Source organism: Streptomyces sp. NPDC046349, from assembly GCF_055587885.1.
Genome location: NZ_JBVJFK010000002.1, coordinates 577,565 through 600,461 on the forward strand (window position 1 = coordinate 577,565; position 22,897 = coordinate 600,461).

General features: G+C 72.4%; 21 protein-coding genes. 13 read left to right on the forward strand and 8 right to left on the reverse strand.

Annotation, left to right across the window (positions count from 1 at the left end; translation table 11 throughout):
- Positions 1 to 104: 104 nt before the first annotated feature.
- The gene (locus tag ACZ6JS_RS06305) at positions 105 to 1,565 is read right to left on the reverse strand and encodes an MFS transporter (protein WP_469296146.1); all 1,461 of its coding nucleotides are present in this window, start codon (positions 1,563 to 1,565) and stop codon (positions 105 to 107) included.
- 114 nt (positions 1,566 to 1,679) lie between these two features.
- On the opposite strand from ACZ6JS_RS06305, the gene ACZ6JS_RS06310 reads away from it, so the two are divergent.
- Positions 1,680 to 2,093 carry a MarR family winged helix-turn-helix transcriptional regulator gene (locus tag ACZ6JS_RS06310; RefSeq protein ID WP_158714688.1) on the forward strand — a complete coding sequence of 138 codons (414 nt, stop codon included), beginning with the start codon at positions 1,680 to 1,682 and terminating at the stop codon, positions 2,091 to 2,093.
- 408 nt (positions 2,094 to 2,501) lie between these two features.
- Positions 2,502 to 3,725 (forward strand): AfsR/SARP family transcriptional regulator, encoded by a 1,224-nt coding sequence (locus tag ACZ6JS_RS06315; RefSeq protein ID WP_469296147.1) that lies wholly within the window; start codon positions 2,502 to 2,504, stop codon positions 3,723 to 3,725.
- Positions 3,726 to 3,740: 15 nt separating this feature from the next.
- Here the strand turns inward: ACZ6JS_RS06315 and ACZ6JS_RS06320 are convergent, their stop codons facing one another.
- A complete protein-coding gene (locus ACZ6JS_RS06320; RefSeq protein WP_030852348.1) occupies positions 3,741 to 4,364 on the reverse strand; it encodes a TetR family transcriptional regulator in 624 nt (207 codons plus the stop codon).
- Positions 4,365 to 4,581: 217 nt separating this feature from the next.
- Here ACZ6JS_RS06320 and ACZ6JS_RS06325 point away from each other — a divergent pair, with 217 nt between their 5' ends.
- The 3 genes from ACZ6JS_RS06325 to ACZ6JS_RS06335 all read left to right on the forward strand — a co-directional run bounded on the left by ACZ6JS_RS06325 (position 4,582) and on the right by ACZ6JS_RS06335 (position 7,779).
- Entirely contained in the window at positions 4,582 to 5,901 is a 1,320-nt protein-coding gene (locus tag ACZ6JS_RS06325) for a glycosyltransferase family 4 protein (protein WP_469296149.1), read from the forward strand.
- Between the two features lie 64 nt (positions 5,902 to 5,965).
- A complete protein-coding gene (locus tag ACZ6JS_RS06330; RefSeq protein ID WP_030852354.1) occupies positions 5,966 to 6,700 on the forward strand; it encodes a class I SAM-dependent methyltransferase in 735 nt (244 codons plus the stop codon).
- Entirely contained in the window at positions 6,697 to 7,779 is a 1,083-nt protein-coding gene (locus ACZ6JS_RS06335) for a prenyltransferase/squalene oxidase repeat-containing protein (protein ID WP_469296150.1), read from the forward strand. The genes ACZ6JS_RS06330 and ACZ6JS_RS06335 overlap by 4 nt, the downstream gene beginning before the upstream one ends.
- Before the next feature lie 106 nt (positions 7,780 to 7,885).
- On the opposite strand, the gene ACZ6JS_RS06340 is transcribed toward ACZ6JS_RS06335, so the two are convergent.
- Positions 7,886 to 8,188: a hypothetical protein gene (locus ACZ6JS_RS06340; protein WP_469296152.1), complete on the reverse strand. Its 303-nt coding sequence runs from the start codon at positions 8,186 to 8,188 to the stop codon at positions 7,886 to 7,888.
- 118 nt (positions 8,189 to 8,306) lie between these two features.
- On the opposite strand from ACZ6JS_RS06340, the gene ACZ6JS_RS06345 reads away from it, so the two are divergent.
- The 3 genes from ACZ6JS_RS06345 to ACZ6JS_RS06355 all read left to right on the forward strand — a co-directional run bounded on the left by ACZ6JS_RS06345 (position 8,307) and on the right by ACZ6JS_RS06355 (position 9,956).
- A complete protein-coding gene (locus ACZ6JS_RS06345) occupies positions 8,307 to 8,936 on the forward strand; it encodes a hypothetical protein (RefSeq protein WP_469296153.1) in 630 nt (209 codons plus the stop codon).
- Positions 8,937 to 8,993: 57 nt separating this feature from the next.
- The gene (locus ACZ6JS_RS06350; protein ID WP_469296154.1) at positions 8,994 to 9,377 is read left to right on the forward strand and encodes a hypothetical protein; all 384 of its coding nucleotides are present in this window, start codon (positions 8,994 to 8,996) and stop codon (positions 9,375 to 9,377) included.
- A gap of 141 nt (positions 9,378 to 9,518) precedes the next feature.
- Positions 9,519 to 9,956 carry a hypothetical protein gene (locus tag ACZ6JS_RS06355; RefSeq protein ID WP_469296155.1) on the forward strand — a complete coding sequence of 146 codons (438 nt, stop codon included), beginning with the start codon at positions 9,519 to 9,521 and terminating at the stop codon, positions 9,954 to 9,956.
- 38 nt (positions 9,957 to 9,994) lie between these two features.
- Here ACZ6JS_RS06355 and ACZ6JS_RS06360 read toward each other — a convergent pair whose 3' ends face one another.
- The 5 genes from ACZ6JS_RS06360 to ACZ6JS_RS06380 form a co-directional block, all read right to left on the reverse strand.
- The gene (locus ACZ6JS_RS06360; protein WP_469296157.1) at positions 9,995 to 11,005 is read right to left on the reverse strand and encodes an LLM class F420-dependent oxidoreductase; all 1,011 of its coding nucleotides are present in this window, start codon (positions 11,003 to 11,005) and stop codon (positions 9,995 to 9,997) included.
- Between the two features lie 97 nt (positions 11,006 to 11,102).
- Positions 11,103 to 13,694 carry a peptidoglycan recognition protein family protein gene (locus tag ACZ6JS_RS06365; RefSeq protein WP_469296159.1) on the reverse strand — a complete coding sequence of 864 codons (2,592 nt, stop codon included), beginning with the start codon at positions 13,692 to 13,694 and terminating at the stop codon, positions 11,103 to 11,105.
- 159 nt (positions 13,695 to 13,853) lie between these two features.
- Positions 13,854 to 14,675, reverse strand: a complete 822-nt coding sequence (locus ACZ6JS_RS06370; RefSeq protein WP_469296161.1) for a hypothetical protein — start codon at positions 14,673 to 14,675, stop codon at positions 13,854 to 13,856.
- Between the two features lie 155 nt (positions 14,676 to 14,830).
- Positions 14,831 to 15,832 carry an N-acetylmuramoyl-L-alanine amidase gene (locus tag ACZ6JS_RS06375; protein WP_469296162.1) on the reverse strand — a complete coding sequence of 334 codons (1,002 nt, stop codon included), beginning with the start codon at positions 15,830 to 15,832 and terminating at the stop codon, positions 14,831 to 14,833.
- Positions 15,833 to 15,915: 83 nt separating this feature from the next.
- The gene (locus tag ACZ6JS_RS06380) at positions 15,916 to 16,557 is read right to left on the reverse strand and encodes a class I SAM-dependent methyltransferase (RefSeq protein ID WP_469296164.1); all 642 of its coding nucleotides are present in this window, start codon (positions 16,555 to 16,557) and stop codon (positions 15,916 to 15,918) included.
- A gap of 200 nt (positions 16,558 to 16,757) precedes the next feature.
- Between ACZ6JS_RS06380 and ACZ6JS_RS06385 the strand changes: the two genes are divergently transcribed.
- From ACZ6JS_RS06385 to ACZ6JS_RS06405, 5 genes are all read left to right on the forward strand, one after another.
- Positions 16,758 to 17,606: a helix-turn-helix domain-containing protein gene (locus ACZ6JS_RS06385; protein WP_469296166.1), complete on the forward strand. Its 849-nt coding sequence runs from the start codon at positions 16,758 to 16,760 to the stop codon at positions 17,604 to 17,606.
- Positions 17,566 to 17,826, forward strand: coding sequence for a DUF397 domain-containing protein (locus tag ACZ6JS_RS06390; protein WP_469296167.1), 261 nt, complete (start codon positions 17,566 to 17,568; stop codon positions 17,824 to 17,826). Before ACZ6JS_RS06385 ends, ACZ6JS_RS06390 begins: the two co-directional genes overlap by 41 nt.
- A 35-nt stretch (positions 17,827 to 17,861) precedes the next feature.
- Positions 17,862 to 19,451 carry a serine/threonine-protein kinase gene (locus tag ACZ6JS_RS06395; protein WP_469296169.1) on the forward strand — a complete coding sequence of 530 codons (1,590 nt, stop codon included), beginning with the start codon at positions 17,862 to 17,864 and terminating at the stop codon, positions 19,449 to 19,451.
- A gap of 91 nt (positions 19,452 to 19,542) precedes the next feature.
- Positions 19,543 to 21,675 carry an acyl-CoA dehydrogenase gene (locus tag ACZ6JS_RS06400; RefSeq protein ID WP_469296170.1) on the forward strand — a complete coding sequence of 711 codons (2,133 nt, stop codon included), beginning with the start codon at positions 19,543 to 19,545 and terminating at the stop codon, positions 21,673 to 21,675.
- Positions 21,676 to 21,690: 15 nt separating this feature from the next.
- Positions 21,691 to 22,878: a lipid-transfer protein gene (locus tag ACZ6JS_RS06405; RefSeq protein ID WP_469296172.1), complete on the forward strand. Its 1,188-nt coding sequence runs from the start codon at positions 21,691 to 21,693 to the stop codon at positions 22,876 to 22,878.
- Positions 22,879 to 22,897: the final 19 nt, after the last annotated feature.

Consider the following 22,897-nt stretch of genomic DNA (forward strand, 5'->3'; position numbering starts at 1 on the left):
GAAGTGGGCTTGCAGTCGAGGTGTCTGCAAGCCCACGTTCAGGGGGGATGTGTGGTTGTACGCGGCGGGAACCGGGGTGCGTAGGCCGGTTCCCGCGGGGGCGGTCAGGCCTCGGCGCCCGCCGGGGCGCGGGTCAGCGACCGCAGCGCGAGCGCGATCACGATGGCGACGCCGGAGCAGACGGCCAGGGCCAGGAATCCGTTGGCGACGCCCTCGGTGGTCGCGTCCGCGACCGAGCCGCCGCCGTCGAGCCGGCTGTCGACCGAGGTCGCGAGGATGGTGCCGATGACGGCGATGCCGAGGGCGGCGCCGGTCTCGTTGAAGGTGTTGAGCAGGCCGGAGCCGACGCCCGACTCCTCCACCTTGACGTGCGAGGTGCCGATGCCGAAGAGCGGAACGAAGCAGGCGGGCAGCCCGGCGCCGATCACGGCCAGCGCGACGACGGTGAGCGCGACGCTGTCGGTACCGGTCGCCAGGATGCCCGTGCCGACCAGCTGGAGGGCGGCTCCGGCCGCGTACATCCCGCCCAGGCCCAGGGCGTTCGCCAGCGACGGGGCGACCAGCGCGACGACGAGGGCGGCCAGGCCCATGGGGAGCAGGGAGAGTCCGGTGGCGAAGGCGCTCATCTCGTGGACCCGCTGGAAGTACATGCTGGCCAGGAAGGAGCTGCTGATCATCACGCTGGCCACCAGGAGCAGGCCGACGCTGGACAGCCAGTAGGTGGGCTTGCGCAGCAGGTGGAGCGGGAGCAGCGGGTCGGCCTGGCCGATCTCCATGAACGTGACCGCGGCGAGCAGGACGGCGGCGGCGCCGATGCTGATCCAGGCCGTCGGGTCGCCGAACCCCTCGTGCAGCCGGATGAGGCCGAAGGACAGGGCGGCGAGTCCGGCGGTGGACACGATCGCCGACGGCAGCCGCAGCTTTCGGCCGCTGCTCGTGTTGAGGGCGGGCATGCTGCGCAGGGCGCCGAAGCCGGCGGCGATGCTGACCGGGATGTTGATCAGGAAGGCCCAGCGCCAGCTGATCGCCGTGACGATCAGGCCGCCGAGCACCACGCCGATGGTCGCGCCGATCACACCGAGGCCGCTCCAGGCGGTCAGCGCGATCTTGCGCTGCTCCTCGTCCTGGTAGACCTCCAGGATGATCGACAGGGCGGCCGCGGAGAGCAGTGCGGCGCCGGCGCCCTGCACCGCGCGGCCCGCGACGAGCAGTTCCTGGTTGCCCGCGATACCGCAGAGCACGGAGGCCACGGCGAAGGCGCCGAGGCCGGTGAGGAAGGTGCGGCGGCGTCCGAAGACGTCGGAGACGCGGCCGCCGAAGAGCAGCAGGCTGCCGAGCATCAGGACGTACCCGCTGATCGTCCACTGCAGGGCGGTCTGATCCGCGGGCAGCTGGGCGCCGATGGAGGGAAGGGCCACGTTCACGACCGTCGAGTCCAGCATGACCATCAGCTGGGCGACGCCGACCACCACCAGAGTGGTCCAGGGGGCCTTGCCGGGGGCCGGTGCGGGTGTTCCTGGCGCGTCTTGCTCGGCTGTCTGGGGTGCCAGCGTCTGCTCGGTCACCACGTCTCCTTCGTTTGTGCTAACGATCTATGTGAATGCATCGATCTTGATGCCGCACAGTACATGCATGCGTATGCATCGACAAGAGGAGGTAGTGAACCTACGATGAGCACCGTGACTGAAACAGCTCTCACCGACCGCTGGGTGGCCGTGACCCGCGCCTGTGCGCAGATCAACCAGGCCGCCGAGCGCGTCCTGTCCGAGCGCCACGGCCTGTGTGCCAGCGCCTTCGAGATCATGGACGTGATGGCACACGCGGATGGCTGGATCCGGGCGGGGGAGCTCAGCTCCCGCGCCTCCCGCAGCCAGCCGCAGGTCTCGCGCCTGCTGGCCCAGATGGTCGGCGCGGGATATGCCGAGCGCAAGCCGTGTACGAGTGACCGGAGGGGGTTCGACGTCCGGCTCACGCCGTCCGGCCGCGAGCTCTTCTCGCAGTCCGTCGTCACCATGGAAACGGTGCTGCGAGAGGTGGCTGAAAACAGCGCAGAGGTGAGGGACGTTATGGGGCTAACCGTTACTCGCGAGTAGGGTAATCGTCCGCGCCTTTGACCTGTCTGCTAACGTCCCAGGTCAATCGCAGTTCCGAGCCGCCTGGGCATTCGTTCACGGCGGCGGAGAAGGCTTACCGGGGGGAGGCCACGCGATCGCGCCAACGGGAACGGGCCCGGCGTGTGGTCACGCCGGGCCCGTTTCAAAACTCCCCCACACAAGGCGGAGGCGTTCAGCCGTGAACGGCCGACGATGCCTTCGCCGACGGCAGCTGAATTCGGGGGAGACATGCTCAATCAGACGATGTCGCGAACACTCGGCCGCGTTCCGGCGGCCCGCGGCCCCGTGGCGCCGCAGTCCGGGTCCCGGGGCGCGGGACTGTCAGGTGTCCGATCGAATCCGTCCGGCGGGCCCGGGCCCCGGGCTGCGGCCCCCGCGGACCCGGGGGTGTCCTTCCGGCTCCTCGGACCGCTGGAGATCACCACCGGTGCCGGACCGCTCCCGCTGCGGGGGATGAACCAGCGCGCCATCCTCGCCTTCCTGCTGCTCCACGCCAACCAGGTGGTCGCCACCGGCGACCTCATGCAGGTCCTCTGGCCGAACGGGGACGCCCCGGCCACCGCGCGCAAGGTGCTGCAGAACACCATCTCGGCGCTGCGCGGCGTACTCGCCCGGGGGGCCGTACCGGCCCACGCCGCCTCACTGGTCAGCCAGGCTCCCGGTTACATGCTGCGGATGGCGCCGGGAGTCCTCGACCTCGAACGCTTCCGGGTCCTCGCGGACCAGGGCCGCGACGCGCTGGCTGCCGGGCAGCCGGAGAGCGCCGCCCGCCTGCTGCGTGCCGCGCTGGGGCTGTGGCGGGGCCGGGCTGCGCAGGAACTCGCCGAATCCGGCGTCGAGTGGCCGCAGCTGGGCGTGGTGGACAGCGCCCGCACCGCGGCGTTCGAGGACTACTGCGACGCGGAACTGCGCAACGGGCGCCACCACGAGGTGATCGGCGGCCTGGAGGCCGGGGCGGCCGCCGAGCCCTCCCGAGAGCGCTCCTGCCACCTCCTCATGCTCGCCCTCTACCGGGCCGGCCACCAGGCCGAAGCCCTGCGGGCGTACGAGCGGCTCCACCAGCAGTTGAGCAAGGACTTCGGCGTCCAGCCCGGTCGCGAGGTGCGCGACCTCCACCAGGCGATCATCAACCAGGACCCCGCCCTGCTCCCGTCCGGCGGCCCGGACCTCGACTTCAGCTCCCAGTCCGACCCCGAACTGGACCTGCTGTTCGCCCTGCTGGCACTGGTGCAGCGCCAGCGGCGCCCGCACGTGGTCACCCTCGCCGGCGGTCCGGGGGGAGGCCAGGGCTGGCTCCTCTCCGAACTGGCGAGCACGCTGCGCCAGGACGGCCAGGTCACCGTCTGGCACGTGCGCACCGGTCCGGACGGCGCCGCGCTCGGCGACGACCTGCGCGCCGCCCTGCGCCGCGCCACCCCGTACCGCCCGCTGGTGGTGGTAGCCGAAAACCTGCACGACGTGGGCGGCGGCGTGCCGGAATGCGTCGGCGAGGTGATCCGTACAGCGGGCCGCACACCCCTGCTCGTGGTGCTGACCGCCCGAGCCGAACCCGAGAGCCTCTGGCCCGGATGGAACGCGGCCGTCCCCTGGTCGACCACCATCATGGTCTGACGCCAACCGTCCGGTTCAGGACTTTTCCGGCGACGTCAGGTCGATCAGGCGGCAGACCGTTTCGATGTCGATCTTCACCTGGGCGATCGAGGCGCGGCCCGACAGCCAGGTGATCAGTGCCGAGTGCCAGGTGTGCTCGATGACCCGGACGGCCGACAGCTGTTCCGCGGTCGGCGGGTGCTCCAGGCCCATCGCGTCCAGGATGATCGCCGTGGTCAGGCGGGACACGGTGTCGACCTCGGGGCTCACGCTGCGGTCCGCGAAGGTCAGCGCCCGCACCATCGCGTCGGCCAGCTGCGGCTCCCGCTGGAGGGCGCGGAAGGCGCGCATCAGGGTCTCCGCGACCCGGGCCGCCGGCTCGTCCCCGGCGGGCGGCCGCTTGCGCAGCGTGGTGTGCATGTGCTGGAGCTGGTCCTGCATGGTGGCGACCAGCAGGTGCACCTTGGACGGGAAGTACCGGTAGAGCGTGCCCAGGGCCACGCCGGCCGCCTCGGCGACCTCGCGCATCTGGACGGCGTCGAAGCCGCCCCTGCTGGCCAACTGGGCGCTCGCGTGCAGGATCCGGCGGCGGCGTGCCTCCTGGCGCTCCGTCAGGGGAGGCGACGCCGGTGTGGTGACGGCCTTCACTTCCGCACTCATGTGTCCCGTTCCGTGTCGTTGCGCGGGCTGGCCCGGGGCTGAGCCGCAGCCAGCATCTCAGGCGCCGCTGTCGTGGCGCGAATCACCTGCTCCACCTCTTACGGTGGGGTTTCCGGCCGGTAGATTCAATGCTCTTAGACGGATCAAGTCTGAAACTTGTTCTACATTATCCGAGCGGTTACGCTCCGGCGGAAGTGCAGTGAGAAGGGGGCCGAGAGTGACCGCTGAGGCCGTGGCGACGAGCCCTTTCGCGGGTCCCGCCGACGACGGCGAGCGTCCGCTGCGCATCGCCCTCCTCACCTATAAAGGGAACCCGTTCTGCGGCGGTCAGGGCGTCTACGTCCGTCACCTCTCGCGCGAGCTGGTCCGCCTCGGGCACTCCGTCGAGGTCATCGGCGCGCAGCCCTACCCGGTGCTCGACACGGGTGCCACGCTCACCGAACTCCCGAGCCTCGACCTGTACCGCAGCCCCGACCCCTTCCGTACGCCGGGGCGTGACGAGTACCGGGACTGGATCGACGCCCTCGAGGTCGCGACGATGTGGACCGGCGGCTTTCCCGAGCCGCTGACGTTCTCGCTGCGCGCCCGCCGTCATCTGCGCAAGCGGGCGGGCGAGTTCGACGTCATCCACGACAACCAGACCCTCGGCTACGGTCTGCTCGGCGACCTCGGCGCTCCGCTCGTGACGACGATCCACCACCCCATCACCGTCGACCGCAAGCTCGACCTCGATGCCGCGCAGGGCCGCGTGAAGCGGGCCTCCGTGCGCCGCTGGTACGCCTTCACCCGCATGCAGGGCCGCGTGGCCCGCAAGCTGCCGTCCGTGCTGACCGTCTCGGGGTCCTCCCGGCAGGAGATCGCCGACCACCTCGGTGTCCGGGACGAGCGCATCCACGTCGTGCACATCGGCGCCGACACCGACCTGTGGTCGCCGGACGCGTCCGTGGCCGAGGTGCCCGGCCGTATCGTCACGACCTCCAGCGCCGACGTGCCGCTCAAGGGCCTCGTGTTCCTCGTCGAGGCGCTCGCGAAGCTGCGCACCGAGCAGCCCGACGCCCACCTGGTGGTGGTCGGCAAGCGCGCCGAGCAGGGCCCCGTGGCCCGCGCCATCGAGACGTACGGCCTCCAGGACGCCGTCCGCTTCGTGAAGGGCATCACGGACGCAGAGCTCGTCGACCTGGTGCGCAGCGCCGAGGTGGCGTGCGTGCCGTCGCTGTACGAGGGCTTCTCGCTCCCGGCGGCCGAGGCCATGGCCACCGGGACCCCGCTCGTCGCCACCACCGGCGGTGCGATTCCCGAGGTCGCCGGCCCCGACGGCGAGACCTGCCTCGCCGTGCCGCCCGGCGACGCCGGGGCGCTGGCCGCCGCGCTGGGCCGGGTGCTGGGCGACCCGCAGCTGCGGGCCCGCCTCGGTGCGGCCGGACGTGAACGGGTCCTGACCCGTTTCACCTGGGCCGCGGCCGCCGAGGGAACCGCCGCGCACTACCGTGCCGCCATCGAGGCGTCGCGGGTCGCCCGCAGCCGCCGCGCGCGGTGACCTTCCGCCTCATCCACACCGTCCCCACCCCCGTACACCCCCGCGACCGCGAAGGCAGGACCCCGTGCTGACCGTCGATTTCTCCCGGTTCCCGCTCGCCGCAGGCGATCGCGTGCTCGACCTTGGCTGCGGCGCAGGCCGTCACGCCTTCGAGTGCTACCGGAGAGGCGCCCAGGTGGTCGCCGTCGACCGCAACGGCGAGGAGATCCGCGAGGTCGCCAAGTGGTTCGCCGCGATGAAGGAGGCCGGTGAGGCGCCGGCCGGTGCCACCGCCACCGCGATGGAGGGCGACGCCCTGGCCCTGCCCTTCCCCGACGACTCCTTCGACGTCGTGATCATCTCCGAGGTGATGGAGCACATCCACGACGACAAGGGCGTGCTCGCGGAGATGGTCCGCGTGCTCAAGCCCGGCGGGCGCATCGCCATAACCGTCCCGCGCTACGGCCCGGAGAAGATCTGCTGGGCGCTGTCCGACGCCTACCACGAGGTCGAGGGCGGCCACATCCGCATCTACAAGGCGGACGAGCTGCTCGGCAAGATGCGGGCCGCGGGCCTCAAGCCGTACGGCACGCACCACGCGCACGGGCTGCACTCCCCGTACTGGTGGCTCAAGTGCGCCTTCGGCGTGGACAACGACAAGGCGCTGCCGGTGAAGGCGTACCACAAGCTGCTGGTCTGGGACATCATGAAGAAGCCGCTCGCGACGCGGCTCGCCGAGCAGGCGCTCAACCCGCTCATCGGCAAGAGCTTCGTGGCCTACGCGACCAAGCCGCACCTTCCCGTCGGCGCGGCCCAGTGAGCTCGCCCGGCCGTACCGAGCACCTCGTCCTGGACGGCGTACTGACCGCGGAGCAGGCCGCCGAGACGGTCGCCGGCATCCTCGCCGTGCAGCGCGCCGACGGCGCCATCCCGTGGTTCCGCGGTCACCACCTCGACCCGTGGGACCACACCGAGGCGGCGATGGCGCTGGACGCGGCCGGTGAGCACGAGGCCGCCGAGCGGGCGTACGCGTGGCTGGCCCGGCACCAGAACCAGGACGGTTCCTGGTACGCGGCCTACGCCGACCGGCCCGACGGGGTGGACACCGCGGAGCCGCAGGACGCGAGCCGCGAGAGCAACTTCACCGCCTACATAGCCGTCGGTGTCTGGCACCACTACCTGTCGACCGGCGACGACACCTTCCTCGATCGTATGTGGCCGGCCGTCCACTCGGCCGTGGAGTGCGTCCTGACCCTCCAGCAGCCGGGTGGCGAGATCGGCTGGAAGCGGGAGGCGGACGGCACGCCGGTCACGGACGCGCTGCTGACCGGGTCGTCGTCCATCCACCAGGCGCTGCGCTGCGCGCTGGCCATCGCCGAGCACCGCGAGGAGCCGCAGCCGGACTGGGAGCTGGCGGCGGGCGCGCTGCGGCATGCGATACGCCGGCACCCCGAGCGGTTCCTGGACAAGGACCACTACTCGATGGACTGGTACTACCCGGTCCTGGGGGGCGCTCTGACGGGCGCGGAGGCGAAGGCGCGGATCGAGGGGCGCTGGGAGGAGTTCGTGGTCCCGGAGCTGGGGGTGCGGTGCGTCCTGCCGAACCCGTGGGTGACGGGCGGCGAGTCCTGCGAGCTGGCGCTCGCGCTGTGGGCGACGGGGGAGTCGGACCGGGCGCTGGAGATCCTGCGGTCGATCGGGCACCTGCGCGCGGACAACGGCATGTACTGGACGGGGTACGTCTTCCAGGACGAGGCGGTGTGGCCGGTGGAGCAGACGACGTGGACCGCCGGGTCGCTGCTGCTGGCCGTGGCGGCGCTGGGCGGCGACGAGGCGACCACCGAGGTGTTCGGCGGGGGTTCGCTGCCGGCCGGCCTGGAGCCGGACTGCTGCGGCTGAGCCGGCCTGACGGACGAACAGGGGCCCTTCCCGCCCGTCGGCGGGGAGGGCCCCTTCGCGTGCGCGCGTGCTGCGCGGGAGGCGCGGGCGGCGCCGGGGCACGGCGTCAGCGGCGGTAGAGCCAGCCGGCGATGGCATGGCCGACCAGGACGTAGACGACGGCGGCCAGGCCGTAGCCGATGACGACCTGGACCCATTCGCGGCTGAAGGTGAACAGGTCGTAGGACCAGCCGGCCAGCCAACTGGCCGTGTCATGGATGAAGTTGACCAGTTCGTTGCCCTGGTTGGCGTCCAGGAACCAGAGCAGGATCCACAGGACGATCACGAAGGCAAGCACGTCCGCCACCAGCGCGACGGCCCGGCCTGCCTGACTGCTTCCTCGGCTGCGTACTCGCGTGTGTGAGGTCATGCTGCGCGTGTTGCCGCCCGGGCGCGTCGCAAACCCGAACGGGTCCGCCGGGTGGCGGGTTCCCGGGGGCGGGGTGAGGCTGCGGGAGACGCCTGAGTCCCCGGAGGAAACCGTGTCCGTGCCCACGACCGTCCGATTCCGTCGCGCCCTCACGGCGGTGGTCCTGTCGACCGCGCTGCTCGCCGGTGCCACCGCCTGCGGCAGCGGCGGCAGTGCCCCGCGGGAGGAGCTGTCCGCCGCCTCGATGGGTGAGCTGGCCGCGCTCGCCGCCGCGGAGCCGGCGGCGGCGGAGGCCGACGAGCGGGCGGCGGTGACGCCTTCGCCGAGCACGTCCGCCGAGAAGCAGAAGTTCGCGAAGACGCGGTTCGTCGCCAACGCGTCGCTCGCGGCGGGCGCCACGTACCAGTGGATCGTCAAGCCGTACCGCGAGGGGAAGTTCAAGAAGGGCGCGAAGGGACGGACGTTCGCACTGATCAAGGCGGGCCTGGCGGGCGCGTTCGCGTACAACCGGCTCAAGGCGGCGGCCGACAACGCCAAGGGCGACCCGCTGCTGTCGAAGGCGATCGCCCCGCTGACGGCGGGCATCGAGTCGCTCAAGGGTCTCGGCAGCAAGCTGCGCAAGGGCCAGGCGGGTGACGCCGACATCTCGTCCTTCGACAACGTGATCAACGGTGTGAAGGAAGCCGGCAGGAGCGTGGGCGCCGAGGTGACCAACAAGGTTCCGAGCACTTCCCAGCTCGGCGGCTAGCCGCCACCACCGCGGTGCGGCACCGCCCCTGGGCCGCGGGGCTGTTTGAATGGGCGGGTGATCGAGTACGTGTTGCTTGCCGGCGGGGTCGTCGGGGTCGGGTGGCTGGTGCGGCGCAAGCACCGGGCGCGGGGCGCCGCCGCGCCCGTGCCGGGGATTCCCGGGATGGCGCGGCAGCCGGCCGGGGCGGGGCGCTGGCGGCCGGGGCGGTTGTACGCCGACGCGGGCGCGGCCCGTTGGGTTCCCGAGCGCGGGGAGGCCGTGGCGCTGCCCGGGGGGCGGGCGAGCGGGCTGCGGGTGCCTTCGTTGAAGGAGGGGATCTCCATCAATCCCGGCTCGCGGATCGTGACCTGCGCCTACGACGGCGGCGGGAGCATCGAGATCGCCGTGATGCCGCTGGACGTGCGCGAGCTGCTGGAGGCCCTGCCGCAGGCGGAATAACCGAATTCCGGCGTCCCGTCCACCGGACGCCGGAATTCCGTGCTTGTGGGGGTGGATGCCCGGGATTTCCTTGAGGGGGTGGGGTGTCCGCCCCACGATGGTCGCCCGAGCAACGCACCCCGAGCCTGGAGGAGTACGCCCGTGCGCATCCATACCATGGCGCTCGCCCCCGCCGCCGTCGCGGCCGCCGCCGACGGACTGGCCCCCTCGGCCGCCGCCGACACGGTGACCACCACCACGCCTCTGCCCTGGTCGCTGAACCTCCGGACCGCGAGCGGCAGCGGGGCCGGCCATTGGGCCACCGTCACCCGGGAGGACGGCTGTATCCTCTCGCGGACCCTCACCGTCGACGGCACCCTGTCCGGCACCGGCTCCGGCTGTTGCGGCGCGGTGGTCGCGGAGTTCGTGTTCGGTTTCCTCAGCGCCGTGCACGGCGCGGGGACGATATGCGGGCCCGGAACCGCTCCCGTTCACTACGAGGGGCCGGCGGTCAACGCCGCCCTCTACCTGGGCGCCGACTCCCCGGGCGGCGGCTGCACCAGGATGGCGGGGCCGGCCCCGCTCCACCGCTACAGCTGACCCCCCGCGACGCTGTGCGGCCCGCCCGCCCGCCGTACTCAGCCGTTGAGCTCCGCCAGTACGCGCAGGGTGTGCGGGTCCGGGGCCGTCACCAGGAGGTCCGTCACCGGGCCCTTGCGCCACAGCTCCAACCGCTCCGCGATCCGCTCGCGCGGCCCGATCAGGGAGATCTCGTCGGCGAACGTGTCCGGGACGGCGAGTACCGCCTCTTCCTTGCGGCCGGCGAGGAAGAGCTCCTGGATGCGGCGGGCTTCCTCCTCGTAGCCCATGCGGGCCATGAGGTCGGCGTGGAAGTTGCGGGCGGCGTGTCCCATGCCGCCGATGTAGAAGCCGAGCATGGCCTTGACCGGGAGCAGTCCTTCGGCGACGTCGTCGCAGACGTGGGCCCGCGCCATCGGCGCGATCATGAAGTCTTCGGGGAGGTCGGCCAGCGAGGCCCGGTAGGCGTCGGTGCGGGTCGGCGACCAGTACAAGGGCAGCCAGCCGTCCGCGATCCGGGTGGTCTGGGCGATGTTCTTCGGGCCTTCGGCGCCCAGCAGGAGCGGCAGGCCGGCGCGCAGTGGGTGGGTGATGGGCTTGAGGGGCTTGCCGATCCCGGTCCCGTCCTCGCCGCGGTACGGGTGGCTGTGGAAGCGGCCGTCCAGTGCGACGGGCCCTTCGCGGCGCAGGACCTGGCGGACGACGTCGACGTACTCGCGGGTCGCGGTCAGCGGGCTCGCGGGGAACGGGCGGCCGTACCAGCCCTCGACCACCTGCGGGCCGGACAGGCCCAGGCCCAGCATCATCCGGCCGCCGGAGAGGTGGTCCAGGGTGAGGGCGTGCATGGCGGTGGCGGTCGGGGTGCGGGCGGCCATCTGCGCGATGGCGGTGCCCAGGCGGATCCGCGAGGTGTGTGCGGCGATCCAGGTCAGGGGGGTGAAGGCGTCGGAGCCCCAGGCTTCGGCGGTCCACACCGAGTCGTAGCCGAGGGTTTCGGCCTCGGTGGCGAGGTCGAGGTGGGCGGGGTCGGGGCCGCGGCCCCAGTAGCCGAGTGCGAGTCCGAGGCGCATGGGCGGTCCCTCCAGCCGGAACTGACGAAGCGTCAGGTGACTGTAGGGCAACGGCCCCCCGGCCCGGAAGTGCGGGGGGCCGTCGCGCCGGACCGGGCTACTTGCTGAAGTAGCCGGTGATGTCGGCGATGAGGTCGACGCTGCCGGCGCTGTTGTAGAAGCTGACCCTGCCGTCCACGACCGGGACGATGACCAGGTTGGGGATGGTCTGTCCGGCGGTGAAGTTGAGGTTCGAGGCGCTCGTGCGGGTCGTGCCGCTCGGATAGACCGACACGTGGCCGGCCGTGGTCGGGTTGGTCGCCGTCACGTTGAGGACCACCGCGGTGACGCCCTCGGCCGGCACACCCGCGACGCCCGCGACGGTCAGGGTGACGACACCGCCCGCACCGACGGGGGCCTTGGCGACGCCGAGCCCGGAGCGGGTGTCCATCAGCCGCTTCGGGCCGAGGTTGGAGTGCTTGGCGCCCTCGCCGGTCGTGGTGAAGTAGCCGGTGATGTCGGCGATGAGGTCGACGGTGCCGGCGTTGTTGTAGAAGCTGACCTTGCCGTCCACGACCGGGACGATGACCAGGTTGGGGATGGTCTGTCCGGCGGTGAAGTTGAGGTTCGAGGCGCTCGTGCGGGTCGTGCCGTGCGGGTACACCGACACGTGGCTGGATGTCGTCGGGTTGGTCGCCGTCACGTTGAGGACCACCGCGGTGACGCCCTCGGCCGGCACGCCCTCTACGCCCGTGGGGCCCGAGACCTGGAGGTCCAGGACCTGGCCCTGGCCCACCGGGGCGACGGGAGCGCCGCCCGTGCCGTCCCGGGTGTCCAGGATCCGCTTCGGACCGAGGTTCATGTGCGTGCCGCCCTCGCCGCTCGCGAGGAAGTAGCCGTTGATGTCGGCGATCAGGTCGACGGTGCCGGCGCTGTTGTAGAACTGGATGATGCCGTCCTGGACGGGGACGACGACCAGGTTCGGGATGGTCTGTCCGGCGGTGAAGTTGAGGTTGGAGGTGCTGGGGCGGGCCACGCCGTTCGGGTAGACCGACACGTGGCCGGCCTCCGTCGGGTTGGTCGCCGTCACGTTCAGCGCCACCGACGTCACACCGTAGGCGGGGATGCCCTGGACGCCCGCGACCTTCAGGGTCGCCACTTCGCCCGGTCCGACCTTCGCCTTCGGCACGCCCACCCCCTCACGCGTGTCCATCAGACGCTTGGGCAGGACCGGCACGTACTTGACGTCCGAGACGTCCGCCTCGACGGTGACCGGGAGGCTCGTGGACACCTTGCCGTTCTTGGCGGTCGCCCGGATCTGGACCCGGTGGCTGCCCAGGCTCAACATGGTGGCGACACGCGTGGCGTCACCGGCGACCGAGGCCACCGGCGTGCCGTCGACCAGCAGCTCGAACGAGCTCACCAGTGAGGCGGCCGTGCTGGTGGAGAAGTCGACCACCAGCGGCCCCGGCGTCTTCGCGGTGCCGCCCGGCACGACGGCCTGCCCGTTCACGGCGCCGATCTTCAGCCTGGCCGCCGGGCCCGACGTGCGGATCGTGTCCAGCTGCGGGTACAGCTGATGGCCCGGGCACTCGGTGTTGAAGCCGTCGCGGTGACCGGAGACGGTCCTGAACGGGTACTGCTGCCCGGCGGTGAAGCTGGTACCGGCGTAGTTCTTCTGCGTGGCGCCCGCGGTCAGCGTCGTCGAGCCGTTCATGTCGACGTCGTACTGGCCCAGCTTGTACGCGGCCATCCTGGAGATGCCCTCGAGCGCGGCGGGCGAGGCACCGGCGGTCGTGTGGTCGCCGAGGACCGCGACGCTCGTCGACTCGGAGTTGAAGCCATAGGTGTGGGCGCCCATCACCGGCTGGTCCACGCCGCCCTGGCGGCCCTCGAAGAGGGTGCCGCACTTGTCGACGAGGAAGTTGTAGCCGAGGTCGCGCCAGCCGTTGGTCTTCACGTGGTAGACGTGCAGACCGCGGACGATGGCCGCGGAATCGGTGCACTCGTACGGGGCGGTGGCCGCCGTGTGGTGCACGAAGAGGGCCTTGATCCTGCCGCCGGCGAGGTAGATCGGGCCCTCGTTGTTCAGGGACTCGTCGGCACCCCACTGGGCGCGCGAGACGACGTCCGGGCGCGGCGCCGTCGACTCCGGACCCGGGGCCGCCGCGGCAGCGGCCGCCGTCGCGCCCGAGGCCGGCGCGGACTTCGCGGCACTGCTGCGCCCGGCCTCGCCCGGGTCCACCAGGTCCAGCTCCAGGCCCGCGGGCAGCGCGGCAGAGCCGCCGCTCACCCGCACCTCGGCCCCGTCGGCGGAGCCGACCCACACCGGCTCCGTGGCACCGCGCGCGCCCGGGCGGACGCCGTCGAGACCGGCCTTGAGCGGCTCCAGCGCCACCCACGGCGTCCACGCCCCGGTCACGGCGTTGCGGCTGCGGGCCTCGATCTTCCCCTGCACCTCGGCGGAGGCGTCCTTCCAGGACACGCCCATGAGCCCGAAGCGCTCGGTGCCCCGCGCGGAGACGGCCGCCTCCGTGGCGCTCCTCGGCTCCAGCGCGAGCCTGCGGACCGTGCCCTGCACCGGGCCGCCCGCCCCGGCGGAAGCACTGCTGCCCGCCCGGTCCGGACCGGGTCCGGCGGCCACGGCCACCCCCGGCAGGCACAGCGTCGTCACGACGCCGAACGCGGCGGCAAAAGCCGTACCGCGCATGCGACTTGCTATCACGTAGTTCCCCGCCCGTTTTCAACTCATCGAATATGAGTACTGGTTGAGTCGATGCTACTGACGCGTACCGACAGGGCGGCAAACGCACGACGCCCCACCGGAGAACGGTGGGGCGCGTGGTGGAGCCGTGAACGCGTCCGCGGATCAGCCGCGCTGGATGCCCGAGGTGTCGCTCAGGATGCCGCGACGGCCGTCCTGGGTCTGCGCGACCAGGGCGGAGGCACCGCGCTGCTCGACCGCCAGGTACCAGGTGCCCGGTGCGAGTTCGGCGATCTGCGCGGACGACCCGTCCTCCGCGAAGAGGGGACGGGCCACCGGCACCGCGAACCAGAACGGGCTGAAGTCCGCCGCCGGAGCGGGCGCCGGGGCCGCCTGGTGGCCGGCACCGGAGTCGTGCTGGCCCGGCGCCGGAGTCGGCGTGCCGCCGTACGGCGGGACCGGCTGCGGGGTGGAACCGTAGGGCTGCTGCCCGCCCGGGTAGCCGTACCCGGCACCCGGCTGCGGCTGGCCGCCGTACGGCTGCGGGGCGGCGGGACGCGCCTCCGGCACCAGCGCACCGGCGAGCGCCGGGACCTTCGCGCCGAAGAGGGCCACACCGGCCAGGGCCAGGGTGGCGAGGAAGGCGATGACGGCGCCCGCGCCCAGGTCGAGCGTGCTCGGGCAGGTGATCAGCGCCCACAGCGCGGACCAGGCGGCCGAGACGGCGAGGACCGTACCCCACGCCGACAGCGGCATGCCGAGCACCTTGCGGCTCTCCGGCTGGAAGCGGCCCGCGATCAGCAGACCGGCGGCGATGAAGCCGAGCAGGAAGACGCTGGGCAGCACCAGGCGGTAGGCATCGGTGTCCCACGCGCTCGGCAGGTCGCCACCGGTGGTGGAGTAGAAATCGAGGAACGAGGCGATGAACAGCAGCACCGCTGCTCCGATCACCACGCCGTCGCCTCGAGTGAGGGAGCGGATGTTCACGTCTTAGGTGTCCTTCTCGGTCTCGGTCGTCTCGTGGTGCCGCGGTCGCAGCGCAGATCGTGCCTGCAGCAGGGCGGGCGGCACCATGGTACGGATGTATCCCGCAACCGAGAGGATCGGGGCGGCGGGCCTCCCGGCGGGACACCCGAGAGGGACTACCCGCCGAGGAAGCCGACGATGCCGTCGGCGATGCCCTGGGCCGCCTTCTGCCGCCACTGCGGACTCGTCAGCTGCGCCGCGTCCTTGGCGTCACGCATGTTGCCGCATTCGATGAACACCTTGGGCCGAGTTGACAGGTTCAGTCCGCCCAGATCGTCGCGCACCACCAAGCCGGTCCCGCCGCCCAGGTAGTTGGCGGGCGCCGAGCCGGTGGTGCGGGCGAAGTTCCCGGCGATCCGTTCGCCCAGCTCGCGCGAGGGTCCGACGATCTTCGCGGTGTCGGCGGCCCCGCTCTTGACCTTCGCCGGAAGGATGATGTGGAAGCCGCGGTTGCCGGCCGAGACGCCGTCGGCGTGGACGGACACGACCGCGTCGGCGTTCGCCTCGTTGCCGATCCGGGCGCGCTCGGTGATGCACGGCCCCCAGGCGCGGCCGCCCGTCTCGTGCGTGAGGACCACCTTCGCGCCCTGGGCCTCCAGCGCGGTCCGCAGGCGCTTCGACACGTCCATCGTGAACTCGGCTTCCATGTAGCCGGAGTTGGTGGTCGTGCCGGTGGTGTCGCACTCCTTGCGGTTGGTGCCGATGTCGACCTGCTGGTCGATCTCGTCGGTGTGCTTGAAGTTGCCGGTGTTGTGCCCGGGGTCCACGACCACGGTCTTGCCGGTGAGCGGGCCCTTGGCGGGCGCCGGTACGGGGGCCGCCGCGGACGTGGTCGGGCTCGGGGTCGGGCTCGTGCTTCCGCTCGGGGTGGAGCCCGGCTTCGCGTCCCGCTGGCCCGGTGACAGGGACGAGTGCGAGGCGGGCTGCGGCGCCGAGCCGGACCGGCTCTCGTCCGGCCCGGCCCCGGACAGTGCCTGGGTCAGGACCCAGCCCGCCAGGCAGGCCGGCGCGAGGGCGGCGATCCCGACCACGAGCGTGGAGCGTCGGGTGAACCAGTGCCGGTCCGGATTCGCCGAGGAGCCGGACTCGGGGGGCGGGGGGCTGTCGTCGTAGCGCACGTCCGCGATGCTAGACGGCTGCCCGCCGGCCCGGCCGGTACTGGGCCATCCGGGGGCGTGGTGCGCTTATATGAACGGCGGTGTCAGATGCCCGGCCCGGTACGGCGCAGCACGCGCAGGGAGTCCGTGACGGACACCTCCTCGAAGGCCCCGGAGGCCAGGGCCCGCAGGTAGATCCGGTACGGGGCCTGGCCGCCGTCGGCCGGGTCCGGGAACACGTCGTGGATGACGAGCGTGCCGCCCTCGGCCACGTGCGGGGCCCAGCCCTCGTAGTCGCCGGTCGCGTGCTCGTCGGTGTGGCCGCCGTCGATGAAGACGAAGCCGAGCTTGCCGCCCCACGCCGCCGCGACCTGCGGGGAGCGGCCGACGATCGCGATCACGTGCTCCTCCAGCCCGGCCCTGTGGAGGGTGCGGCGGAAGGTCGGCAGGGTGTCCATCAGGCCGACCTCCGGGTCCACGACCGTCGGGTCGTGGTACTCCCAGCCCGGCTGCTGCTCCTCGCTGCCCCGGTGGTGGTCCACGGTGATCGCGGCCACGCCGGCCCCGCGGGCGGCGTCCGCCAGCAGGATCGTCGACCGCCCGCAGTACGTGCCGACCTCCAGCAGCGGCAGACCGAGCGCCCCGGCCGCGGCGGCGGCCTCGTACAGGGCCAGGCCCTCCCGTACGGGCATGAACCCCTTGGCGGCCTCGAAGGCGGCGAGGGTCTCCGGCTTGGGCGTGGCCATGCTGTTCCTCCTGCTGAGCTGCGTGTGGCGGCCCATGCTGCCCTACCGCCGGGTAGGGGTCCATGCCGGGGCCGGGTGACCGGGCCGCCCCGTCCCGGCCGGTCCGTCGCACGGACCGATTGCTCCGTTCCGGCACCTTTGCGGAGTCGGATGACTACGCTCGGCTACGGGACCGGCAACTGGCTTGGGGGTGACCGTCCATGGTCGGCGTGCGTGATCTCGATCCCAGTGCCTCACCGCTGGACTACTACGGATCCGAACTGCGTCGCCTGAGGGAGGAGGCCGGCCTCAACCAGGCGCAGCTCGGCAGCATCGTCTTCTGCACGGGCTCGCTGATCGGCCAGGTCGAGACCACGCGGCGGGTCCCGACGCGGGACTTCTCGGAGCGGGTGGACGCGGCGCTGGGGACGGGCGGGGTGTTCTCGCGGCTGGTGGGGCTGGTGCTGCGGCATCAGCTGCCGACGTGGTTCCAGGCGTATGCGGAGATGGAGGCGCGGGCGGCGTACATCTCCTCATTCCAGCCGCAGTTGGTGCATGGTCTGCTACAGACAGAAGCCTACGCCCGTGCGGTCCTGGGCGTGTGGATCGAGGATGGTCTCGACGCCAAGGTGGCTGCTCGGTTGGAGCGCCAACGCATCCTCGACCGTCAGAACCCGCCACTGATGTGGGTGGTGAGGAGCGAGGCCGTACTGCACCAGGAGATCGGTGGCCGTGAGGTCATGCGAGACCAGCTCGCGCACCTGGCGGCGCTGCGGAGGCGGGAGTGGGTACAGGTGCAGGTCCTGCCCTACGCGGCGGGCGCCCACGCGGGACTGCCTGGCGAGTTCAACCTCCTGCGCTTTGACGACAACCCGGACCTCGTTTACACCGAAGACTTTGTGCAGGGCCATTTGACGGCCAATCCGCAAGCTTTCAGGGAGGGTTCGCTCCGATACGATCATTTGCAGGCTGCTGCGCTCTCTTTGGAGGACTCGGCGGCGCTGATCGCCCGAGTAATGGAGGAGCGTTATGGACACCATCCAGAACCTGACGGGCACGCGGTGGCGTAGGTCCTCGTACAGCGCAGAAGGCAACTGCGTCGAGTGCGCCCCGCTCGGGACCCTGGCCTGGCGCAAGTCCTCGTACAGCGGTACCACCGGCGGGGAGTGCGTCGAGGTGGCCGCGCAGCCCTGCCTCGTCGCCGTGCGGGACTCCAAGAACCCCGGGGGGCCCGTGCTCACCGTTCGCCCCACGGCTTTCGCCGCGTTCGTGAGGGCCGCCTCTGTATGATCCGCTCCCGACTCGGGGGATGAAGGGGCAGGGGCATGGAGCAGCTGGGGCCGGGGGGCCCGACGCACGTGGGGCCGTTCGAGGTCCTCGGCGTGCTCGGGCAGGGCGGGATGGGCCGGGTGCTGCTGGCGGCCGGCCCGGACGGGCGGCTCGTCGCCGTCAAGCAGGTCCTTGCGCACTTCGCCGACGACGAGGGCTTCCGGGCGCGGTTCCGCCGTGAGGTCACCGCCTCGCGCAAGGTGTCCGGCGCCTACACGGCCGCCGTGATCGACGCCGACCCGGACGCGCCCACGCCCTGGCTGGCCTCGGTCTTCGTCCCCGGGCCCTCCCTCGGGGACGTGGTCAAGGCGGTCGGGGTGCTGCCGGAGGACGCCGTACGCCGCCTCGCCGCGGGCCTCACCTCCGCCCTGGCCGAGATCCACCGGGCCGGACTCGTCCACCGGGACCTCAAGCCCGACAACGTGCTCCTCGCCGAGGACGGCGTCCGCGTCATCGACCTCGGCATCGCGCGGGCCGCGGAGGGGGAGGCCGGGCTGACGCGTACGGGGTTCGTCGTCGGATCGCCCGCGTACATGTCGCCCGAGCAGGCGGAGGGGCATCCGCTCACGCCCGCCAGCGACGTCTTCTCCCTCGGTTCGGTGCTGGTCATGGCGCTGACGGGCAGCAGCCCCTTCGCCGGCACCTCCACGCTCAAGACGTTGTACGAGGTGGCGCACGGCGAGCCGGACCTCAGCGGGGTTCCGGCAGGGCTGCGCGGCCTGGTGGCGCGCTGCCTGGCCAAGGACCCCGAGGCCAGGCCGACCCCGGCGGAGCTGCGCGAGCTGATCGGTCCGGTGACCCCGTCGGGCCGTCAGTGGCCGTCGGCCGTGTACGAGGTGCTCGGCGCGCAGCGGACCCGGATCGACGGGCTGCTGGAGCACCGCTCGGCGGCCGCCGCCCCGCAACCGGAGTCGGAGCCCGTATCGGCATCGCGGCCCGTGGCCCGGCCCGCGACGGCGACGCAGGGCACCCCGATGCCCGTCCCGCAGGCACCTGCGCTGCCGACCGTGCCGCCCGATGCCAGTCGCCCCGACCGTACGTGGCGGGGCCGGCGCAGGGTCGCGGCGCTGGTGGCGGCCGGCGCGCTCCTCGTGGCCGGTACCGGTACCGCGCTGTACGTACGGGACCGGATGAACACGCCCATCGCCTACACGGCCGTCCCCCGCTGCCAGGAGGCGCGCGAGAAACTGCCGCTGGACCTGCGGCCGTCGACGGCGGACACCCGGTCCGAGACGGCCGACGGCGTGCAGGCGGGCTGCAACGGCGGCGGCGACACCGCTGTGTCGCCGACCGCCCTGGTCCGGTGGAACCTGAGCCTGGGCGGTGACGCGGACGCCAACGCGGTCGCGCAGAAACGGCTGTTCCAGTCGGAGGGGGCCGGTCAGCGCACGGCGTCCCGTCTGGGGTTCGGCACCGAGGCCTACTGGGGGTCGGCCGGTGCCGGCTGGACCTGCGTCCTCGGCGTGAGAGAGGGCAACCTCTCGGTCTGGGTGAGCCTCCGGGCCAAGCCGTACACCAAGGGCGCCTGCGAGACCAAGGCGAAGGACGCCGCCCGGGCGGCACTGAAGGCCGCCCCGCGACGCTGACCCGTCACACCGGCCGCGCCGACCGGCCGCCCGGGAAGAACGCCTGCATCTGACCTTCCGTCAGATTGGAACGTGTTCTAGTCTGCCGCGCATGGGCATCGGAATCACGCAGGAGCAGCGGGAGTTGGCCGAGGCGGTGCGCGGCTGGGTGGCGCGTGTCGTGCCTCCCGAAGAGGTGCGCAAGCTGCTCGACTCCCCTCCGCGGACCGGGGTGCGGCCCGGTTACTGGGACGCGCTCGTGGAGTCGGGGCTCCTGGAGCCGCACCTGGAGGGCGGGACCCTGCTCGATCTGGCCGTCGTCGTCGAGGAGGCGGCCCGGGGGGCGCTGCCGGGCGCGTACCTGCCGAGCGTGCTGGCCTCCGTACTGCTGGACCGGGCCGCGGCCGAGCCGCTCTCCGGCCGGGTCGGGGCGGTCGCACTGGGGCCGGGGACCCTGACCGCAGTGGCCACCGAAGGCGGCGGGCACCTGCTCGACGGGCTTGCGCCGCCCGTGCTCGGCGCGGGCGAGGCCGACCTCGTGCTCCTCGCCGCGGAGGTCGCGCACGGGACCCGCTGGTTCGCCGTGGACGCCGTCGCGCTGGACATCCGTACGCACGAGAGCGCCGACCCGACCCGCCCCACCGCCGAGGTGCGGGCGCGCGGCGTGGTCGTCCCCGCCGGGCGGCTGCTGGAGCTCGACGCGGCCCTCGTCCGCGACCTCGCCTGCACGCTGTTCGCCGCAGACGCGTGCGGCACCGCTGCCCGGGCGCTGCACACGGCCGCCGAGTACGCCAAGGTGCGCGAGCAGTTCGGCCGGCCCATCGGGCGGTTCCAGGGCGTCAAGCACCTGTGCGCCGACATGCTCGTCCGGCTGGAACAGGCCCGGGCGCTGGCCTGGGACGCAGCTCAGGCCATGGACGAGCCCGCCGACGTCCGCTCGCTCGTGGCGGCCCTCGCCGCCGGGACCGCCCTGGACGCGGCGTACTCCTGCGCCAAGGACTGCATCCAGGTCCTCGGCGGGATCGGCTTCACCTGGGAGCACGACGCCCACATCCACCTGCGGCGGGCGGTCGTCGCCCGCCAACTGCTCGGACCTGGCGACGGGCACCGCGTACGGGCCGTGCGGTGCGCGGCGGGCGGGGCGCGGCGCGAGCTTCGCCTGGAGCTGCCCGCGCGGGCCGAGGCGTACCGGGCGAAGGCGCGCGCGGCCATCGAGGACGCGCGCGGGCTCGACCCGGCCGCCGCCCGGCGGATCCTGGCCCCCACCGGCTACGCCGCCCCCTACCTGCCACCGCCCTACGGACTCGGCGCCGGGCCCGTCGAGCAGCTCGTCGTCCAGCAGGAGCTCGCTGCCGCCGGGGTCAAGGTCGCCGACCTCGGCATCGCCACCTGGATCGTGCCCTCGCTGCTGGCCTACGGCACGCAGGCGCAGCGCGACGCCTACGTGCTCCCCACCCTGCGCGGGGAGATCACCTGGTGCCAGCTCTTCTCGGAGCCGGGCGCCGGCTCCGACCTGGCCTCGCTGCGGACCCGGGCCGAGCGGCGGGAGGACGGCTCCTGGCTGGTCAACGGGCAGAAGGTGTGGACGAGTTCCGCGCACAGCGCCGACTTCGGGATCCTGCTGGCCCGCACCGACCCGGACGCGCCCAAGCACAAGGGGCTCGGCTACTTCGTCGTCGACATGAAGAACACCCCCGGCATCGACGTCCGGCCGCTGAAGGAGATCACCGGCGAGGCCCTCTTCAACGAGGTGTACCTCGATGACGTCGAGCTCCCGGCGGACGCGCTGGTCGGCGCCGCCGACGACGGCTGGAAGGTGGCCCGCAACACCCTCGGCAACGAACGGGTGCACATGGCCGACCAGATGACCTTCGACACCGGCCTGGAGGCCCTCCTCGCACGCGCCGCCGACCTCGACGGTGCCCACCGGGCCCGGATCGGCGCACTGGCCGCCGAGGCGCACGCCCTGGCCTGCATCGGGCTGCGCACCACCCTGCAGCAGGTGTCGGGGCTGGAGCCGGGCGCGGGGGCGTCCGTACGCAAACTCGTCCAGACCCCGCACCAGCAGCGGACCGCCGAGCTGGCGCTCGAACTGCTGGGGCCGGCGGGCGCGGTGCGGGAGGGGGCGGGGGAGCGGGCGGTCCACGGGATGCTCATGTCCCGCTGCCTGACCATCGCCGGGGGCACCACGCAGGTCCAGCTCAACGTCGTCGCCGAGCGGATTCTCGGCCTCCCGAGGGACTGAAGGGACACCAGGGGCATGAAGTCGTACATCGTGGGCGTCGGCATGACGAAGTTCGAGAAGCCCGAGTCGCGGGACTGGCAGTACTGGGACATGGCGAAGGAGGCCGGGTCCGCGGCGCTCGCGGACGCGGGCGTGGACTACGGGCTGGTGCAGCAGGTGCCGGTGGGCTACTGCTTCCAGGCCTCCACCGCCGGCCAGCGCGCGGCGTACGAGCTGGGGCTGAGCGGGGTGCCGGTCTACAACGTCAACAACAACTGCGCGACCGGCGCGACGGCGCTGATGATGGCGCGGCAGTTCGTGGAGGGCAGCCTCGCGGACTGCGTGCTGGCGCTGGGCTTCGAGAAGATGAAGCGGGGCGCGCTGGGCGGTGGGGCGGACGGCGGCGACTTCAAGACGTCCCCGGTGGCCCGGCACTACGGGATCATGGCGGCGGGGCACGGCTTCGAGATGTCCCCGCCCACGGCGCAGATCTTCGGCAACGCGGCGCGGGAGCACATGGAGCGCCACGGGACCACGCCCGCGCAACTGGCGGCGGTCGGCGCGAAGAACCACCGGCACTCGGTGAACAACCCGAACGCGCAGTTCCAGGACGTGTACTCGGTGGAGGAGATCCTGGCGGCGAAGGAGATCCACGCACCGCTGACGAAGCTCCAGTGCTCGCCGACCTCGGACGGCGCGGCGGCGGCGCTGGTGGTGTCCGAGCGGTTCCTGGTCGCGAACGGGCTGCACGACAAGGCGGTGGAGATCGTCGGGCAGGCGATGACGACGGACACGGAGGAGTCGTTCGCGTCGGGCTCCTGCATCGACGTGGTCGGCAAGCCGATGAGCGCGGCGGCGGCCCGGCAGGTGTACGAGGCCTCCGGGCTCGGCATCGAGGACGTGGACGTGGTGGAGCTGCACGACTGTTTCTCGATCAACGAGCTGCTGACCTACGAGGCGCTGGGCATGTGCGAGGACGGCGCCGCGGGCAAGCTGGTGGAGAGCGGGGCGACGACGTACGGGGGCCGGTGGGTGGTCAACCCCTCGGGCGGGCTCATATCCAAGGGCCACCCGCTCGGCGCGACCGGGCTGGCGCAGACGGCCGAACTGGTCTGGCAGTTGCGGGGCGAGGCGGGGGCGCGGCAGGTCGCGGGGGCCAGGGTCGGCCTGGCCCACAACATCGGCCTGGGCGGCGCGGCGGTCGTGACGATGCTCCACCGTTGACCGCGCGGCCTGCCGCCCT